This window comes from Kitasatospora sp. MBT63 (assembly GCF_000710465.2).
Classification (GTDB): Bacteria; Actinomycetota; Actinomycetes; order Streptomycetales; family Streptomycetaceae; genus Kitasatospora.
In genome coordinates this window covers 18031-35366 of the sequence record NZ_JAIZ01000274.1, presented here as the reverse complement: position 1 = coordinate 35366, position 17336 = coordinate 18031, and the positions used below count along the sequence as shown (strand labels likewise).

Sequence of the window (17336 nt, the reverse complement as noted above, 5' to 3'; positions counted from 1 at the left end):
CGCGGCCGCGCCCGGCGGCGCCCGCCGCCCCGGCCGCGCCCGAGCAGCCGTCCGAGCAGGTCGGCGGACGCCGGAACGCGCGGCCGCCCCAGGACGGCAAGGACAGCAAGGACAACTACGCCACCGGCGAGTTCACCTTCGTGGACGAGCAGGCGGAGGAGTCCGAGGACGTCATCGACTGGCTGAAGTTCGCCGAGTCGCGCAGCGAGGTCCGGGCCGAGCGGCGCCGCCGGCTGCGCAACCGGCTGGTCGGCGTGCTGGTGGTGCTCGCGGTGCTGGCCGGCGGCGTTTTCGGCTACCTGTGGTGGGACGGCCGGTTCGGCGGGAGCGACGCGGCCGCGGTCGCGGGCGACCGGCAGGTCACCGTGGTGCACCTGCGCGACCTGCAGGGGAAGGTCTCCACCGCGCTGCTGGTGAACGACGCGGCCGGTCACAAGGGTTCGGTGCTGATGCTGCCGGACACCCTCAAGCTGCCCGGCACCGGCGACACCGGTGTCACCACGGTCGGCCAGTCCCTGGACGCCATCGGCGCCTCCGCCACCCGGGAGGGCCTGAGCACGGTGCTCGGCGCCCCGGTGGCCGGCACCTGGCGGCTGGACACCCCGTACCTGGAGCTGCTGGTCGCCCAGCTGGGCGGGGTGGCGGTGGACACCGACGTCGAGGTGCGCGACGGCAACAAGCCGGACGGCAGGGTGCTGGCGCCCGCCGGCAAGGGCGTGATGCTGAGCGGGAAGGCCTCGGTGGCGTACGCCACCTACCAGGCGCCGACCGAGGGCCGGGACGCCCAGCTCGCCCGCTTCGGCAAGGTGATGGAGGCGGTGCTGCGCACCATGCCCACCGACCTGGCGGAGTCCACCGACGACGTGCACCGGATGAACGCGGTGCTGGACCCGTCCCTGCCGGAGAAGAAGCTCGGCGGGGTGCTGGCGCTGCTGGCCGGGCAGGCCAAGGCCGGACACCTGTCCGGCAGCACCCTGAAGACGAAGCCGGACGGCACCCTGGACGAGGCGACGGCCGGCCAGCAGGTGAAGGAGATCCTCGGCGGGACGGTGAAGGCCGGGGCCGTGACCAGCACCGGCGGCACCTCGCGGGTGTCGGTGGTGAACGCCTCGGGCAACGACCAGAACGCCACCGCCGCCGGTGTCCAGGTGACCAACGCCGGCCTGGAGCTGGTGCCCAGCACCGCGAAGGCCGCCGCCCAGGCGGCCAGCGAGATCCGCTACACCGACGACGCGAAGGCCTCGGACGCCAAGGCCCTGGCGGGTGCGCTCGGCCTGCCGGAGACCGTGGTGAAGAAGGTCACCGACCCGCAGAACGCGGACCTGGTGGTGGTCCTCGGCAAGGACTACCAGGCGCCCAAGGCGTAGCGGCAGCCGCCGTCGAGGTGCCCGACCGGGGCCCGGATCCGTGCGATCCGGGCCCCGGCCCGTTCGTGAGATCCTGGAAGGCGTTAATGCCATCGAGCGGGAAGTACACCGTGACCGTCACAGACCACAGCCAGCAGCTCCTCAACGTCGCCGCCCAGGCGGCCGCGGACAAGCTGGCGCACGACATCATCGCCTTCGACGTGAGCGAGGTGCTGTCGATCACCGATGCGTTCCTGATCGCGTCGGCGGCCAACGACCGCCAGGTCCGCTCGATCGCCGAGGAGATCGAGGACCAGCTGCGCGAGCAGCTCGACATCAAGCCCGTACGCCGCGAGGGCGAGCGCGAGGGCCGCTGGATCCTGCTGGACTACCTGGACATCGTGGTGCACGTCCAGCACTCCGAGGAGCGCTCGTTCTACTCCCTCGACCGACTGTGGAAGGACTGCCCCGAGGTGCCGCTGCCGGCCGACGCGGTGGCCACCCGCAACCGGCCCGAGGACGCCGTCACCGACGCCGCGGGCAACGCCGTGTCCGCCGGCCCCGAGGACGAGAGCTGAGCCGCGCCGCGCGGGGGCCGCGCATCGTCTTCTGGCGGCACGGCCAGACGTCCTGGAACCTGGAGTCCCGGTTCCAGGGCAGCACCGACATCCCGCTGACCGAGCAGGGCGTCGAGCAGGCCCGGCGGTCCGCCCGGCTGCTGGCGGGCCTCCAGCCCGACCTGCTGATCTCCTCCGACCTCCAGCGCGCCCGGCACACCGCCGCCGAGCTGGCCCAGGTCACCGGGCTCGGGGTGGACCACCACGAGGGCCTGCGGGAGACCTACGCGGGCGAGTGGCAGGGGCTGACCAACGCCGAGATCCGGGCCCGCTACCCGGAGCAGTTCGAGGCCTGGGCGCAGGGGGAGCCGGTCCGCCGCGGGGGCGGCGAGCTGGCCACCGAGGTCGCCGACCGCGCGGTGCCGGTGGTGCTGGCCGCGGTCGAGAAGCTGCCGCAGGACGGGACGCTGGTGGTGGTCAGCCACGGCGGCACCATCCGCACCATGCTCGGGCGGCTGCTCGACCTCGACCCGGTGCACTGGGAGCGCTTCGGCGGCCTCTCCAACTGCTGCTGGTCGGTGCTCGGACAGGGCGCACGCGGCTGGCGGCTGCTGGAGCACAACGCGGGCACCCTCCCGCAACCGGTCATCGGCGACGAGACCTGAGGGTGAACCAGGGGCGATTTCGCAGTTCCGACTCTGACCAGCTAGAGTCTTCCTCGTTCGCAGGCGAGGAACGCAGACCGAAAGGGAAGCGGGAATCGCGGGAACGCGGGGCTATAGCTCAGTTGGTAGAGCGCCTGCATGGCATGCAGGAGGTCTGGAGTTCGATTCTCCATAGCTCCACTCCGCACCGGTGGTCCGCAAGGGCGCACACGTCGCGGGGCTATAGCTCAGTTGGTAGAGCGCCTGCATGGCATGCAGGAGGTCTGGAGTTCGATTCTCCATAGCTCCACAGCGGAGCCGAAGGCCGCCACCCGATCCGGGTGGCGGCCTTCGTCGTACCCGGCCGGCGCTCCCGTGCTCACCCCGCGTCGGGCGCCAGGCCGTGCTCGGGTCCGTGCGCGTGCGGGGCCGGTGCCGCCGGCGGGCGCAGGTGCAGCCGTTCCAGCAGCGCCCGGTCGCCGGGCGTCCACGGGGTGTAGACGGTCAGCCGGCCCTCCGGCCCGGCGGGCGCCCCGAGCCGGGCCGCCCGCAGCCGCACCTCGCCGATCCCGGGGTGCCGCAGGACCGTCGGCCCGTCGTACGGCGGCGCGGCGTCCCGGCGCTCCCACAGGGTGCGGAACCGGGCGCTGACGCCCGCCAGCGCCCCGAGGAAGCCCTCCCAGGCCGGCTCGCCGACGTGCCGCCCGTACGCGGCGCGCAGGGCCGCCACCATGCGGGACAGCTCCTCGTCCGGCCGCACGAACGGTGTGCAGCACGCGGGCGTGGTGAACGCGCACCAGATGCTGTTGCGGCGGCCGTCCGGGGTGGCGGGCGCGACCGTGCGGGGGAACAGCAGGTCGTACGAGCGGTTGGTGAGCAGCAGGTCGTGGCGGCTGTTGCCGACCGCCGCGGGCAGCGGGTCCAGCTGGGCGAGGATGAGCTCCACCGCCGGGTCCGGCGCCGGTCGCCGCGGTCCGGCCGGTCCGGCGGGCTCCACCCCGGCCAGCCGGAACAGGTGCTCGCGCTCGACCCGGTCCAGCCGCAGCGTCCGGGCCACCGCGTCCAGCGCCCGTTCGGCGGCGTCGACCGGCCTGCCCTGTTCCAGCCGCGTGTACCAGGTGATCCCCACCCCCGCGAGCTGCGCCAGCTCCTCCCGGCGCAGCCCCGGGGTCCGGCGGCGCTGCCCGGCCGGCAGGCCGACGTCCTCGGGCTGGATCCGCGCCCGGCGGGCCCTGAGGAAGGTGGCGAGCTCGTCCCGCCGCTGCTCCCGGCGCGGCGGCGGCCGGGTACCGGCGGTGAGGTGGTCCGACGTCGTCGTCATCCACCCATGCTCTCCCGCCGCGGTGCGGTGCGAGAGGCGCTTGCGGCAGCCCGGCCGGCAGGCCTTCACCACCGGTCACGGCAGCCCCGCGGGCGTGTTCCCTGACGGACCTTCAGTCCCGCCCCGGTGCCCCCCGTGCCCCCGCCGTCCCCGGCGGCACCGTCGCGTGCGCTCGCCGCGGCGGGGGCGGGCCCTCGGGGTGCTGATCAGAGGGGTGCGGGAGGGTCGGAAAGCGATTAGGGAGGCACCCCCGGGACCGTGTATTGTTGGCGATGTCGCCGGGGGAAACGCCGGGGACAGCGGTAACGAGGGGCTATAGCTCAGTTGGTAGAGCGCCTGCATGGCATGCAGGAGGTCTGGAGTTCGATTCTCCATAGCTCCACAGTTCCGGAAGGGCCGTCTCCTGCGGGAGGCGGCCCTTCTGGCGTTCCGTCAGCCGGCCGGCCCGTCAGACCGCCGTTCGGCGTCCACCGGGCTCCGGCAGGGCGTGGTGGGGGCCCTACCGGCGCGCGCGGTGCGCCGGATACGGTCGTGCCATGGCCGACCTGGCGCGCAAACGGAACGAAGAGCTGGCCCGGATACTCCACCAGCTGGGCTGGAGCCCCGAGCGGCTCGCCCGCGAGGTGAGCGCCATGCTGCCGCCCGGCCTCGCGATCAGCTCCACCGCACCGTACAAGTGGCGGGACCGGGGCATGGTGCCGCGCTCCCCGCACGACCAGACCGTCTGCGAGGTGCTCAGCCGCACCGTCGGCATCGCCGTCACCTACGAGCAGCTCTGGGGCCAGATGGGCGGCAGCCGCGGCGCCAAGGTGCTCTCGCCCCGGCTGCTGACCGACCCGTGGACGGCGGACACCGCGCAGACCGCGCTGCGCGAGGCGGGCGCCGACGCGGCGCCGGTCCGGCTCACCGACCTGTTCCGCGGCGACGAGCTGGAGCAGGCGGCCCGGCACTGGGCCTCCCCGCCGCCCGAGGTGACCGGCGGCGAGGGCGCCCTGCGGATCGCCCCCGAGCAGCTTGCCGACCTGCGGCTCTCGTACGACAGCAAGCAGCGCCTGGAGCGCGCCTACGGCGGCGGCCTGATCCTCGGCCCGGCCCGGGCCGAGCTGGCGATGGTCGGCAAGCTGCTGGAGCTCGGCCGCTACGGCGAGGGCCTCGGCCGGGAGCTGTACGGTGCGGCCGGGCGGCTGGCCCGGCTGGTCGGCTGGGCCAGCTACGACATGGGCAACGACGCCGCCGCCCAGCGGGCCTTCGTGGCGGCGCTGCGCGCCGCGCACGTCTCCGGGGACCCGCGGCTCGGGGTCAGCGTGGTCGGCTGCCTCGCTGTGCAGGCCACCTACAACTCCGGCGGGCGCGGACTGGACCCGGTCGCCATGCTCTCCACCGCGCTGCGCGCCGCCGACGAGGTGCTGACCCCCCGTGAGCGGGCCCTGCAGCTCGGCCGGATCGCCCGGGCGCACGGCAAGAAGGGCGAGCAGATCAGCGCGGAGGCGGTCGCCGAGCGGGCGTTCCAGGTCCTCGACGGCGAACCGGACCACGTCCAGGAACAGGCAGACCTGGAGGGCATGGTGGGGGAGGGCTACCTGTTCCTGGGCGAGCACGAGCCGGCCCGCCGGCTGCTCACCTCGGCCGTCGACGCGCTCTCGCCGGAGCGGGCCCGGGCCAGGGCGCTGCTGATGGTCCGGCTGGCCGACTCCTACCGGCGCACCGGGGAGCAGGAGGAGGCCGACCGGATCGCGGACGAGGCCCGGCTGCTGGCGGCCGGCATGCAGTCCGGGCGGGTGGCGCGGGCGCTGCGGGAGTTCGACGCGGCGGTGCGCGCCGGGTAGCAGCGGCGCCGCGGGGCGCCCGGAGCGGAGCGGGCGCGGGCGGCCGGGCCTCCACGGGCCGGACATCGGCCCGGCGGGCGGCCGGCCTTGCGGTACCCTGACCCCATGCGAACCGTGCGCCTGCTCCTTAGCCGGCCGCGCTGACCAGGACCGGCCGACGCCCCCGGGCGGGGGCCGGAGTCGGCGTGGCGACCCCTCCTGCGAGGGGCATTTTTGTTTTCAGGCCCGGCTCGAGGCCCGGTGGCCTGCCCGGGGACGCTGCCCGGTTCGCTTAACGATGACGATGGAGCCCGAAGGACCATGAGCGAGACGACCCCTGCTTCCGGCGCGGCCGACGCCGCCACCGAGCCTTTCCGCTACGGCGCCGCGCTGGCCGCCGAGATCGAGTCCCGCTGGCAGGACCTGTGGGAGAAGGAGGGGACGTTCGACGCCCCCAACCCGGTCGGCCCGCTGGCCGACCCCTCGGCCGGCGAGGTCTCCGCGAAGCCGCACAGCTTCATCATGGACATGTTCCCGTACCCGTCCGGCGCCGGCCTGCACGTCGGCCACCCGCTGGGCTACATCGCGACCGACGTCTACGCCCGCTACCAGCGGATGACCGGTCACAACGTGCTGCACACGCTGGGCTACGACGCCTTCGGCCTGCCCGCCGAGCAGCACGCGGTCAAGACCGGCCAGCACCCCCGGATCACCACCGAGGCGGCCATCGCCAACATGCGCCGCCAGCTGCGCCGGCTGGGCCTGGGTCACGACTCGCGGCGCTCGATCGCCACGATCGACCCGGAGTACTACCGCTGGACCCAGTGGATCTTCCTGCAGATCTTCGACTCCTGGTACGACACCGAGGCCCAGAAGGCCCGCCCGATCGCCGAGCTGGTCGCCCAGTTCGCCGACGGCACCCGCCCGACCCCGGACGGCCGCACCTGGGAGGCGCTGTCCGCCACCGAGCGCGAGGCCGTGCTGAGCGAGTACCGGCTGGCGTACTCCAAGGAGGTGCCGGTCAACTGGTGCCCCGGCCTGGGCACCGTGCTGGCCAACGAGGAGGTCACCGCCGACGGGCGTTCCGAGCGCGACAACTTCCCGGTCTTCAAGTCGAAGCTGCGGCAGTGGATGATGCGGATCACCGCCTACTCCGACCGCCTGATCTCGGACCTGGACCAGCTGGACTGGCCCGAGGCCATCAAGCTGCAGCAGCGCAACTGGATCGGCCGCTCCGAGGGCGCCCGGGTCGACTTCGCCGTCCCCGGCGACCAGGCGATCACCGTCTTCACCACCCGCCCCGACACCCTGTTCGGCGCCACCTACATGGTGCTGGCGCCCGAGCACGCGCTGGTCGACGCGATCGTCCCGGCCGCCTGGCCGGCCGGCACCCACGACGACTGGACGGGCGGCGCGGCCACCCCGGCCGAGGCCGTCGCCGCGTACCGCGCGGAGGCCGCCGCCAAGTCCGACGTCGAGCGCCAGGTCGACGCCAAGGTCAAGACCGGCGTCTTCACCGGCGCGTACGCGACCAACCCGGTCAGCGGCGAGCCGGTCCCGGTCTTCATCGCCGACTACGTGCTGATGGGCTACGGCACCGGCGCCATCATGGCCGTGCCCGCCCACGACCACCGCGACTTCGCCTTCGCCCGCGCCTTCGCGCTGCCGATGCGCTGTGTCGTGCAGCCGACCGACGGCCGCGGCGACGACCCGCACACCTGGGACGACGCCTTCGACACCTACGACTCGGTGATCGTGAACTCGGCCCACGACGGACTGTCCCTGAACGGCCTGGGCGTGGTCGAGGCCAAGGCCGCCGCCACCGCCTGGCTGGCCGAGCGCGGCATCGGCGAGGGAACGGTCAACTACCGCCTGCGCGACTGGCTGTTCAGCCGTCAGCGGTACTGGGGCGAGCCCTTCCCGATCGTGTACGACGAGGACGGCGTGATGCACGCGCTGCCCGAGTCGATGCTGCCGGTCGAGGTCCCCGTGGTCGACGACTACTCGCCGCACACCTACGACCCGTACGACGCCACCTCGGAGCCCAAGACCCCGCTGTCGCGCAACGAGGCCTGGGTCAACGTCGAGCTGGACCTGGGCGACGGCGTCAGGACCTACCGCCGCGAGACCAACACCATGCCCAACTGGGCGGGTTCCTGCTGGTACGAGCTGCGTTACGTCGACCCGGTGAACAGCGAGAAGGTCGTCGACCCGGCCAACGAGGCCTACTGGATGGGCCCGACGGAGGGCAAGCCGGCCGGCGGCGTCGACCTGTACGTCGGCGGTGCCGAGCACGCTGTGCTGCACCTGCTGTACGCCCGTTTCTGGCACAAGGTGCTGCACGACCTGGGCCACGTCTCCTCGGTCGAGCCGTTCCACAAGCTGTTCAACCAGGGCATGATCACCGCCGACGTGTACCGCGACGACCGGGGCTTCCCGGTGCCCGCGGCCGAGGTCGAGGAGCGCGACGGCGCCTGGTTCTGGCAGGGCGAGCCGGTCACCCGCGAGGCCGGGAAGATGGGCAAGTCCCTGAAGAACGCCATCGCCCCCGACGCCATCGCCGACCAGTACGGCGCCGACACGCTGCGCCTGTACGAGATGTCGATGGGCCCGCTGGACGTCTCCCGCCCCTGGGACGACCGCGCGGTGGTCGGCTCGTTCCGCTTCCTGCAGCGGCTGTGGCGCAACATCGTCTCGGAGTCCACCGGTGAGCTGGTGGTCACCGACGAGACGCCCGACGAGGCCACCCTGCGCGCCCTGCACAAGGCGATCGACGGCATCCGCGCGGACCTGGCCGGCCTGCGCTTCAACACGGCCGTGGCCAAGGCGATCGAGCTGAACAACTTCCTGGTCAAGCGAGGCTCCACGCCCCGCCCGGTGGCCGAGCAGATCGTCCTGCTGATCGCCCCGCTGGCGCCGCACATCGCCGAGGAGCTGTGGCGCCGGCTGGGCCACGAGGACTCGCTGGCCTTCGCCGACTACCCGGTCGCCGACCCGGCGTACGTGGTGGACGAGACCGTCACCTGCGTGGTCCAGATCAAGGGCAAGGTCAAGGCCCGCCTGGAGGTCGCGCCGTCGATCTCCGACGCCGAGCTGGAGGCCCTGGCGCTGGCCGAGCCCGCGGTGGTCGCCGCCATCGGCGACGCCCAGGTCCGCAAGGTGATCGCGCGGGCGCCGAAGCTGGTGAACATCGTCACCGGCTGACGCGTCGTGGGAACCGGACCGGCCGCCGCTCCTCGGGGAGCGGCGGCCGGTCCGTCCGTGCGCGGCTGACTCACTCCTGACTCACGGCTCCTCCGCGGGCGCGTGCGGGGGCGGGGGCGTGGCCGGTGCCGGGGCCGCGGGTGCGGCCGCGGCGAGGCGGTCGGCCAGCGTACGGACGTGCTCGACCAGCTCCGGCGGCTCGTGCACGGTGAAGCCGAACCCGAGGACCGCGAGGTGGACGGCCAGCCCGTCGAGGGAGTTGGAACCCGCCCGCAGGGTGCAGCTGTGCTCGTCCAGCGGCTCCACCAGGCCGGAGGTCGGCGGGATCCGCTCCGCCAGGACGTGGGCGGGCGCCCGGACGGTGACCCGGGCCTGATAGCGGTACTGGCCGACGGCGATCTCCCAGGACGCGAACGAGCGGACGTCCTCGTCGGGCGGCCGTCGAGGGGCGAACCTCGGCCCGGCGGGCGGCCGGAGCGTGATCCGGTCGACCCGGAAGTTGCGCCAGTCGGCGCGCCCGGTGTCCCAGGCGACCAGGTACCAGCGGGTGCCGGTGTGCACCAGCCGGTGCGGTTCGACATCGCGCCGGCTCTCGCTGCCGTCGTGCGAGCGGTAGTCGAGGCGCAGCCGTTCGTGCGCCCGGCAGGCGGCGGCGATACCGGTCAGGACGACGGCGTCCACGGCCGGACCGTTCGAGGCCAGCGCCACCGTGGTGGCGGCGAGCGCGTCGACCCGGTGCCGCAGCCGCGACGGCATCACCTGCTGGAGCTTGGCCAGCGCCCGCACCGACGACTCCTCGATCCCCGACACGGTGCCGCCCGCCGCCGTACGCAGGCCGACGGCCACCGCCACCGCCTCCTCGTCGTCCAGCAGCAGCGGCGGCATCTGCGCACCGGCGCCGAGCCGGTAGCCGCCGGCCACGCCGGGCGTGGAGTCCACCGGGTAGCCGAGGCTGCGCAGCTTGTCGACGTCCCGGCGGACGGTGCGGACGTCCACACCGAGGCGGTCCGCGAGGTCCGCACCGGGCCAGTCCCGGCGGACCTGGAGGAGTGAGAGCAGCCGTAGCAGTCGGGCCGAGGTCTCCAGCATGCCGGCCAGTCTGGCACCGATCGCGGACGGATGCTGTCCTCGGTGGCGACCCCGAGACCCGCCCCCGGCAGCCCTGAGCCTTCCCTGATTCTGCGGCGGCCGAGGGCTTCCACCGCCCTCGCCCTGCTGCCGGACCGCTACGGTGGAGGTCTCGGCAGAGCACGGCGGACCGCACGGGCGGCCGGGCCCGGTGGCAGCGGTGGAGGAAGGTGGGCTCGCCATGGACGCGCTCGGAATCGTGGTCGTGATGGTCCTGCTGCTCGGCGCCGCGGTGGTGGCGGCCGCGGTGATCGGGACGGTGAAGGCGGCCAAGGCCGCGGCCGTGAAGCTGGAACGCCACGAGGCGAACGCCCGCCGTGCCGTGGAGAACGTCACGCTGAAGGCGAAGACCTTCACCAAGCCGGGCCCGCACGGCCAACTCGCCGCCGTCCGGCTGTCGTTGCGCACCGCACTGGACAGCACCCGGCAGGTGCTCGCGGGCGGCCTGCCGCAGGACGGCCAGCTCGGCGAAGCCATGCAGCTGCTCACCCGGCTCGACGCGCACGCCGCCGAACTCGACGCCGAGATGCGGATGCTGGAACGCGAACCGGACGCCGCCCGGGTCACCGCCAAGCTGGCCGAACTCCGCGAGCGGGCCGGGCGCATCACGCACTCCGCGGAGTCGCTGCGCTGGGCGGCCCAGGACCGGATGCGACGCTTCGCCGACGACGAGCTGAGCCGGCTGACCGACGAGTGCGCCAACGAGGCGGGCGCGCTGCGGCACTGGGACACCGGGGGCGGGGCCGGTGACGCGGGTGCGGGTGCGGGTGCGGGTGCCGGTGATGGCGATGCTCGTGTTCGTGCCGGTGATGGCGGTGGGGCCGGGGCGGACGGACGGAAGGGGCTTGCCGCCGGGCGCCGGCCGAGCGCCGAGGAGGTCCTCGGTCTCGCCGAGCCGCTGGCCCGGCTGGCCGACCGCCTGCGCAAGCCGAACGCCGGCGGTTCGTCCGCCGGGTAGCGCGGGTGGGGTGGGTGCTGCGGGTGGTGCGTGGTGCGGGCCCCGGCCCGCGGGGGACGGCCGCGCTGTCCTCCGCGACCAACGGGGAGTAACCTCCGGCTCATGCCCGGCCACCTCGCTCTTGTCACCGATTCCACCGCCTACCTGCCGCAGGACGCGGTGGACCGGCACGGGATCGAGATCGTCCCGCTCAGTGTGGTCGTGGGTGACGAGGTACTGGCCGAAGGTGTCGAGATCTCGCCGAAGGACGTCGCCGAGGCGCTGCGCGGCAAGCAGCGGGTCACCACCTCGCGGCCCGGTCCCGAGACCTTTGCCGCGGCCTACCGGGCCGCCGCCGAGGCAGGAGCGAGCGGCATCGTCTCGGTGCACATCTCCTCCGAGCTGTCCGGCACCTTCGAGGCCGCCCGGCTGGCCGCCGCCGAGGTGGGCATCCCCGTCCGGGTGGTCGACAGCCGCCTGGTGGGCATGGCCCTCGGACACTGTGTCCTGGCTGCCGCCGAGGCCGCCGAGGCGGGCGCGGACGCCGACGAGGCCGCCGCGGAGGCCGGGCGGCGGGCCGAGCTGACCCGGGGCTTCTTCTACGTGGACACCCTGGAGTACCTGCGCCGGGGCGGTCGGATCGGCGCGGCCCGGGCGCTGGTGGGTTCCGCGCTGGCCGTCAAGCCGTTGCTGCACCTGTCCGGCGGGCGGATCGAGCCGCTGGAGAAGGTCCGGACCGCTTCCCGCGCGATCGCCCGGCTGGAGGAGATCGCCGTGGCCGAGGCGGGGGAGCGGGAGGTGGACATCGCGGTCCACCATCTCGCGGCCGAGGACCGGGCCGAACCGTTGGCGGAGCGGCTGCGCGAGCGGGTGCCCGGGCTGCGCGACCTCCAGGTGGCGGAGGTGGGTGCGGTGATCGGCGCGCATGTCGGGCCGGGACTGCTGGCGGTCGTGGTCTCGCCGCGCTGAGCCCCCGGCACCGGGAGCCGTGGCCTGCCGGGCCTCAAACTCACTCGTCCGAGGTACCTGAGTTATCCACAACCCCGGGTTTTCCACAGGGAATTCGGTGTTCTCCGTGAGGTGCCGGCGGCGGGTCTACCGTCCTGGGCATGAGGACCATGACCCCGGGTGCAGCCCGTCGCCGCCAGACCACCGAGACCGTCCGCCACCGGATGGCCAACCTGTTCGCCGCAGCACAGGACGCGGAGTACCACCCGCCCCACCCGTCCGTCCTGACGTCCGCGCCAGCACCGGGGAGACCAGGGGCGCCGTGGCGGAGCAAGGCGTCACCACCCGCTGCGGACGACGACGAGGGCGTGGGTGCGGGTTCCCAGGAGTTGGCGGACGCGGTCCCGGATCCCCGGCCGGAGCGTCCGCGTCCGTACCAGCCCCCGGGGTCCCCGCCCGGCCCGCGCCGGTTGCTGCCGCCGCTGCCGCCGCTGCCTCCCGGGGTCACGCTCGACCGGCGGGCGGTCATCGGGCTGACGGTCCTCCTGCTGCTCGCCGTCGGGTACGCCGTCCAGCACTTCTGGCTGGGCCGCCCGCAGCCGGTGACCGTGCCCACGAGCACGGTCGCCGAGGGACCGGAGCGGCCCGCGGGAGCCGGACCGCCGCCCGCCACCCGCGCCGGGGCGGCGCCCGCCGAGGACCTGGGCCCTGGTGGGGGTACCGCCACCGCCACCGCCGCCACGGGCCCCGGGATCGGCGTCGTGGTCGACGTGGCGGGCCGGGTCGCCCACCCCGGCCTGCGCCGGCTTCCGGCCGGTGCCAGGGTCGCCGACGCGTTGGCAGCCGCCGGCGGTCCGCTGCCGGACACCGACACCCAGAGCCTCAACCTGGCCCGGATGCTGACGGACGGCGAGCAGATCCTGGTCGGCGCCCCGGCCGTCCAGAGCGCCGCGACCGGCCCGGCAGCCCGAGCCGGTCCGCTGAGCCTCAACCGCGCCACTGTCGAGCAACTCGACACCTTGCCCGGGGTCGGCCCGACGCTGGCGCAGCGCATCGTCCAGTTCCGGCTGGAGCACGGGTCCTTCCGCTCCATCGACCAGCTCCGCCAGGTCAGCGGGATCGGCGCCCGGAAGTACGAGGAGCTCAAAGCCCTGCTCGCCCTCTGACGGCGTGCCGTCAGCCATCGGTCCACCCCCCTCACCAACCGCCTCGGACCGCAGCGAGGTGCCCGCCATCACCCTGCCCGCCATCACCCCTCCCACTGCCGCCCTCCGCACCGCCCTGCCCACCGCCACCCGGCCCCTTCCCGCCGCCGATCTCCGGCTGCTCCTCCCGGCCGTCTCGGCCTGGGCCGTCACAGCGGCCGTGCTCGACAGCGATCCGCGCCGCCACCCGCTCCTGCTGCTCGCCGCAGCCCTGGGCGCGGCGCTGGCCCTCGTCCTGCTGGCCCTTCCGTCCCGTCGTCGGCGTCAACCGGTACGTCTGCTGCTCGCCGCCACCCTGCTCACCGGCGCCGCGGCCACCACGACCACCGTGCTGCACACCGCCGACCTGCACCGCGGCCCACTCCCCGCGCTCGCCGACCCACCCGCCGTCCCCGTGCCCGCGTCCTCCGTCCCTGACGCCTCCGGCCCGTCCGACCTTCCCCCGGTGCCGCCCGACGTGACGGTGGAGCTGACCGTGGCCGGGGACCCGCGCTCCCACAACTCCCCGTCCCGCGGTACGGCGGCGGCCAGCTCCGTGCTCACCGTGGCGGCCGTCGTCGACCAGGTCCGCCAGGACGGGCCCGGGCAACCCCGCACGGTCACCACCCGTACCCCGGTCACGCTGATGGTCCGGGTCCAGGACGCCGCCGCCTGGCAACGGCTGGTCCCGTCCACCCGGCTCAGCGCCGACGTACGGGTGCTGCCCGCCGGCCCCGGCCGGTACGACACCGCCGCACTCCTGCTCGCCCACGGCCCGCCACGGCTGCTCGCGCCGCCGGCCCTCCCACAACGGGTCGCCGCCCAGCTGCGGGACGGCCTGCGAGCGGCCTGCGCCCAGCTGCCGCCCGACGTCGGCGGTCTGCTCCCCGGACTGGTCGTCGGCGACACCTCACACATCCCGGACGACCTCGCGGACGCCTTCCGGGCCACCGACCTCGGGCACCTCACGGCCGTCAGCGGCGGCAACCTCGCCATCGTGCTGGCGGTTCTGCTCGGCGTCCCCGGGCGGTCCGGCACCACCGAGCGGGGCGGGCTGGCCCGGCGGCTCGGAATCCCGCTGCGCACCACCGCCCTGCTGGGCACCGCGCTGACGCTCGCCTTCGTCACGGTCTGCCGACCGGAGCCGAGCGTGCTGCGCGCCGCCGCCACCGGCCTCGTGGGCCTGCTCGCGCTCGCCTGCGGCCGCCCGCGCCAGGCGCTGCCCGCGCTGGCCGGGGCCGTCCTGGTCCTGCTCCTCTGGGATCCGCTGCTGGCCCGCTCGTTCGGCTTCCTGCTGTCCGTCCTCGCCACGAGCGGCCTGCTCACCCTCGGGCCGCGGTGGACGGCGGCGCTGCTCGCCCGCCGCTGGCCGCACCACCTCGCCGCCGCGGCCGCCGCGACGGCCGCCGCGCAGGCACTCTGTGCACCCGTCACCATTCTGCTGGCGCCGCGGGTCAGCCTGATCGCCATCCCCTGCAACCTGCTCGCGGAAGCCGCGGTCGCACCCGCGACACTCCTCGGCTTCGCCGCGCTCGTCGTTGATCCGGTCTCCCACCGTGCGGCCGCCCTGCTCGCGGACCTGGCGGCGGTGCCCACCGGCTGGCTGCTCCTCGTCGCCCGCCACGGCGCGGACCTACCGGGCGCCGAACTGGCCTGGCCCGCGGGCCTGCCCGGCGCCGCTCTGCTGGCGGGGACGGTCCTGGCACTCGTCTGGGCCGCACCGGCCCTGCTACCGGGGTCCGCCGGCCGCCGTCCGGGCCAGCTCCGTCCGGGCCAGCTCCGTCCGGATCGCCTCCGTCTGGACCACCTCCGTCCGGACCACTTCTGTTCGGATCGCCGGCCCGAACCCCGGCGCCGGGCCCGGCTCCGGCTCCGGCTCTGGTCCCGGCACCGACGTCGGCCGTGGCCGGCGCAGCCAGGGCATCGAAGCCCCATGCTCCGCTGGCTACCGGCGGTCGTCTGCGCGCTGCTGTTGCCGATCGCGCTGCTGCGCCCGCCGGTTCTCAGCAGGCTCGCCACCGGCTGGCCGCCGCCGGATTGGCGGCTGGTGCTCTGCGACGTCGGACAGGGGGACATGACCGTCCTGCCGGTCGCCGCGGACACCGCAGTCGTCGTCGACACCGGCCCGGACCCCAAGGCGGCCGACACCTGCCTGCGCGAGCTCGGCATCACCCGCATCCCGATCCTGATCCTCAGCCACTTCCACGCGGACCACGTCGAGGGCCTGCCCGGCGTGCTGCGCGGCCGTCGGGTGGGCGCCGTGCAGACCACCACCCTCGATACCCCGCAGGGCGAGCAGGGCCGGGTCGCCCGCTGGTCCGCCGGAGCGGGGGCACCACTGCTGCGTGCCCGACGTGGCGAGCGTCGAACCGCGGGCCCGCAGCTGTCCTGGGAGGTGCTCTGGCCCGACGGTGTACCCGGCCCGCTCTTCCCGGGGGCCAACAACGCCAGCATCGCCGTCCTTGCGACGGTCGGCCCGGCCGCCGACGCACTGCGCGTCGCGCTCCTCGGCGACCTCGAACCACCGGCCCAGGCCGAACTGTTGCTGCGCGGTCCGCCCCTCGGGCCGGTGCACGTGCTCAAGGTGGCCCACCACGGCTCGGCCAACCAGGACTGGGCACTGGCCGCGGCCCTGCGTCCGAGACTCGCGCTGATCAGCTGCGGGGCCGGCAACCCGTACGGCCATCCGTCCGCGTACACCGTCGACCGGCTGCGGGCGCAGGGCGCGACCGTGCTGCGGACCGACCGGTCCGGCGATATCGCGGTCGTCGGTACCGGCGGCAGCCTGGCGACGGCCGTCCACCCGCACCCGCCCCGGCAGTGACGGCGATGCGGGTGTGCCCGGTGGGGGAGCGCTCGGCGCGGACGCCGTCAGCCCCGCCGTGGCCGTGCGCTGCCCCCGGAGCCGGAGCCAGCGGAACCACCAGTGCTGACAGGTCCGACAGGTCCGACCGGTCCGCCGGGGCTGCCGGGGGCGTCGAAGCGTTCGGTGCCCACCACGCGCAGCAGTTGCAGGTGGGTGGCGTCCGAGGTACCGGGCGGCGGGGTGAAGATCAGCAGGCGCTGGTCCTCGGTCGGTGTCAGCAGGGTCTGGCAGTCCAGGTCCACCGGGCCGATCACCGGGTGCACCACCCGCATCCGGCTGGACCGCCGGACGGCGACCTCGTGCAGCTCCCACAGCGCGGAGAACTCCGTACTGGCCGCCCGCAGCCGCTTCACCAGCGCGGCCGACGCCGCGTCGCCCGCCCGGCGGGCGACGGCCGCCCGCAGGTCGGCGACGTGCACCCGGCTCCAGTGGTCGTGCTCCGCGGCCGGGTAGGCGGTACGGGCGGCGGGGTCGGTGAACCACCGCCATGCCACGTTGCGGTTGTCCGGGTCCAGCGGGCACACCCCGCCGAACAGGGCCGTCGCGATGGCGTTCTGCGCCAGCAGGTCGCCGAGGTCGCTGACGATCTGCGCCGGGGTCTCGGTCAGCTGGTCGAGCAGGTACAGCAGCCCGGGCTCGATGTGCTCCCCGCAGAGCCGTCCGGTCGGCGGACGGTGCCCGGCGAGCAGGAAGAGGTGGTCACGTTCGTCCTCGGTCAGCCGCAGGGCGCGGGCCAGCGCGCCGAGCATCTGGTCGGACGGCTGCGGGCCGCGGGCCTGTTCGAGCCGGATGTAGTAGTCGGCGGACATCCCCGCGAGATGGACCACCTCCTCGCGCCTCAGCCCCGGGGTCCGGCGGCGCGGGCCCTCCGGCAGGCCGACGTCCTGCGGGCGCAGGCGCTCCCTGGATCGGCGCAGGAAGTCAGCGAGCTCACGGCGGTTCATCTCCATGCCCGCCATCCTGCCTGTTCATCCGACGGCCAGTCAGGGATCGCCGATACCAGTCACGGAGCGCAACCGGCCAAGGGTGCGGCGCCGCCCACACCGCCCCCGCGGCACCGGCCCGGCTGCCCGGCCCGGCTACCCGGCAGGCCGCCCCACGCGGCATCCGGCCGGGCCGGTCAGTCCTCCTCCCGCCACCCCTCGAACTCCGCAGCGGTGTCGTCCAGATCGGCGAGCTGTTCCGCCGTCCAGCCGCCTTCCTCGGGCGCCTCCAGCACTACCAGCCACTGGGCGTCCTCGGCGTCGTCCTCCCCGGCCAGCGCGTCCCGCACCAGCTCGGGCCGGGCGAGCCCCGGCAGTTGCTCGGTCAGCCGGTCGGCGGCCTCCTCCGCGGCGTCGCGGTCGGGCAGGACGAGCAGCTGGCGGGTGTGGTTCGCGGTCATCGCACCATTGTC

General features: G+C 74.6%; 13 protein-coding genes and 3 tRNA genes. 12 read left to right on the top strand and 4 right to left on the bottom strand.

All coding sequences use genetic code 11. From position 1 onward, the window contains the following. The 5 genes from AA75_RS17400 to AA75_RS17380 all read left to right on the top strand — a co-directional run. The coding region (locus AA75_RS17400) for a LytR C-terminal domain-containing protein (RefSeq protein ID WP_033820970.1) at positions 1-1367 on the top strand (1367 nt) is incomplete at its 5' end. 110 nt (positions 1368-1477) lie between these two features. Next, positions 1478-1924 (top strand): ribosome silencing factor, encoded by a 447-nt coding sequence (gene rsfS, locus AA75_RS17395; protein WP_033820980.1) that lies wholly within the window; start codon positions 1478-1480, stop codon positions 1922-1924. Beyond that, positions 1921-2568, top strand: coding sequence for a histidine phosphatase family protein (locus AA75_RS17390; RefSeq protein ID WP_033820979.1), 648 nt, complete (start codon positions 1921-1923; stop codon positions 2566-2568). The genes rsfS and AA75_RS17390 overlap by 4 nt, the downstream gene beginning before the upstream one ends. 107 nt (positions 2569-2675) lie before the next feature. Then, a tRNA-Ala gene (locus AA75_RS17385) sits at positions 2676-2748 on the top strand. Positions 2749-2784: 36 nt separating this feature from the next. Beyond that, positions 2785-2857 (top strand) — tRNA-Ala (locus AA75_RS17380). A 69-nt stretch (positions 2858-2926) separates the two neighbouring features. Here the strand turns inward: AA75_RS17380 and AA75_RS17375 are convergent. Then, on the bottom strand, positions 2927-3868 hold the full coding sequence (locus AA75_RS17375; RefSeq protein WP_051812635.1) for a helix-turn-helix transcriptional regulator: 942 nt from the start codon (positions 3866-3868) through the stop codon (positions 2927-2929). A gap of 309 nt (positions 3869-4177) precedes the next feature. Between AA75_RS17375 and AA75_RS17370 the strand changes: the two genes are divergently transcribed. The 3 genes from AA75_RS17370 (at position 4178) to leuS (ending at position 8877) form a co-directional block, all read left to right on the top strand. Further along, positions 4178-4250, top strand: a tRNA-Ala gene (locus tag AA75_RS17370). A 154-nt stretch (positions 4251-4404) separates the two neighbouring features. Further along, complete coding sequence (locus AA75_RS17365; protein ID WP_051812634.1) at positions 4405-5694, top strand: hypothetical protein; 1290 nt, start codon at positions 4405-4407, stop codon at positions 5692-5694. A 300-nt stretch (positions 5695-5994) separates the two neighbouring features. Next, positions 5995-8877: a leucine--tRNA ligase gene (gene leuS, locus AA75_RS17360; protein WP_033820969.1), complete on the top strand. Its 2883-nt coding sequence runs from the start codon at positions 5995-5997 to the stop codon at positions 8875-8877. An 81-nt stretch (positions 8878-8958) separates the two neighbouring features. Here the strand turns inward: leuS and AA75_RS17355 are convergent, their stop codons facing one another. Next, positions 8959-9966 (bottom strand): YafY family protein, encoded by a 1008-nt coding sequence (locus tag AA75_RS17355; RefSeq protein ID WP_033820968.1) that lies wholly within the window; start codon positions 9964-9966, stop codon positions 8959-8961. Positions 9967-10186: 220 nt separating this feature from the next. Here AA75_RS17355 and AA75_RS17350 point away from each other — a divergent pair, with 220 nt between their 5' ends. The 4 genes from AA75_RS17350 (at position 10187) to AA75_RS50915 (ending at position 15898) form a co-directional block, all read left to right on the top strand. Beyond that, positions 10187-10963 carry a hypothetical protein gene (locus tag AA75_RS17350; RefSeq protein ID WP_033820967.1) on the top strand — a complete coding sequence of 259 codons (777 nt, stop codon included), beginning with the start codon at positions 10187-10189 and terminating at the stop codon, positions 10961-10963. A 102-nt stretch (positions 10964-11065) separates the two neighbouring features. After that, on the top strand, positions 11066-11911 hold the full coding sequence (locus tag AA75_RS17345; protein WP_033820966.1) for a DegV family protein: 846 nt from the start codon (positions 11066-11068) through the stop codon (positions 11909-11911). 140 nt (positions 11912-12051) lie between these two features. Next, positions 12052-13056: a ComEA family DNA-binding protein gene (locus AA75_RS17340; RefSeq protein WP_233289059.1), complete on the top strand. Its 1005-nt coding sequence runs from the start codon at positions 12052-12054 to the stop codon at positions 13054-13056. 58 nt (positions 13057-13114) lie between these two features. Further along, entirely contained in the window at positions 13115-15898 is a 2784-nt protein-coding gene (locus AA75_RS50915; protein WP_063794378.1) for a ComEC/Rec2 family competence protein, read from the top strand. 47 nt (positions 15899-15945) lie between these two features. On the opposite strand, the gene AA75_RS17330 is transcribed toward AA75_RS50915, so the two are convergent. Next, entirely contained in the window at positions 15946-16899 is a 954-nt protein-coding gene (locus AA75_RS17330) for a helix-turn-helix transcriptional regulator (RefSeq protein ID WP_199520342.1), read from the bottom strand. A 161-nt stretch (positions 16900-17060) separates the two neighbouring features. Continuing rightward, positions 17061-17324, bottom strand: a complete 264-nt coding sequence (locus AA75_RS17325) for a hypothetical protein (RefSeq protein WP_033820965.1) — start codon at positions 17322-17324, stop codon at positions 17061-17063. Between the last annotated feature and the right edge of the window lie 12 nt (positions 17325-17336).